Origin of the sequence: Nonomuraea aridisoli, from assembly GCF_003236395.1 — a bacterium.
Classification (GTDB): domain Bacteria; phylum Actinomycetota; class Actinomycetes; order Streptosporangiales; family Streptosporangiaceae; genus Nonomuraea; species Nonomuraea aridisoli.
This window is the reverse complement of record NZ_POUD01000590.1, coordinates 1-1,026: the sequence shown is the minus strand read 5'-3', so window position 1 is coordinate 1,026 and position 1,026 is coordinate 1. Positions and strand designations below refer to the sequence as shown.

Sequence of the window (1,026 nt, the reverse complement as noted above, 5' to 3'; positions counted from 1 at the left end):
CTACGAGCCCTCCGCTCCCTTCCACGTCGCCGCCCACCGTCCCGCCTCGACCTTGGGACGCTCTTCCGCCCCTGGAGCATCCACACGAGCCGGCCTTCAGCCCCCTCCTCCTCCTCAGCACCTCAACTGCCCCATGGGACCTCCCCCTCAGGACCTCAGCGGGTGCGGCAGGGGTAGGCGCTCGCAGTCGTTCATGTGTGCGGCCCGACGCCACACCGCCTCACACCGCAAGCAGCACTCGGCCGAGCACCACACACGAGACGGTACGTCTCGTCTTGTGTTAGGGTCATGGCGTTCCCGAGCGCATGAGGTGTGACATGACCCGAGTGAGAGAGACCTATGTCGACGTCGCCGACGGCTACCGGCTGTGGGTGGAGACGACCGGCGACCCGGCGCGTCCGGCGTTGTTGCTGGTGATGGGTGCCAACTCCAGCGGCCTCGGCTGGCCCGACGAGCTGGTCGAGCGCCTGGCCCAGCAGCACTTGGTGATCCGCTACGACCACCGCGACACCGGACGCTCCACACACGCCTTCCACGACCGCCCGTACCCGATCCGGGCGCTGGCCGACGACGCGATGGCGGTGCTCGACGCGTTGCGGATCGCACGCGCCCACATCGTCGGCATGTCGATGGGCGGCACCCTGGTCCAGCTGTTGCTCCTCGACCACCCGGACAGATTGCTCAGCGCCACCGTCTTCGGATCCGCCCTGATCGGCGGAGCGGAGAACGGCGCCGAGGAGCTGCCGGGCCCCGACCCCAGGCTGCTGGAGCTGTGGCAGGAGCTCGGTCAGGAGCGGGACGAGGAAGCGGAGCTGGAGTGGCGCATCCGCCACTGGCGGATCCTCAACGGCGACGTCCTGCCGTTCGACCCGGAGGAGTTCGCCGCCCTGGAACGTCGCATCGCCGCCCACAGCGGCACCTGGCACAGCCCGCCCGCCCACGCCCTGGCCGACCAGTCGGGCATGGAACGCGGCGCCGAACTGGCCAAGGTCTCGGTCCCCACCCTGGTGATCGACGCCCCGGAAG

1 protein-coding gene is annotated in these 1,026 nt (G+C 69.9%); it reads left to right on the top strand.

The features are described from left to right. Positions 1 to 317: 317 nt before the first annotated feature. Positions 318 to 1,026 (top strand): alpha/beta fold hydrolase (locus tag C1J01_RS48280; RefSeq protein WP_111185854.1); only part of this gene is annotated, 709 nt, incomplete at its 3' end.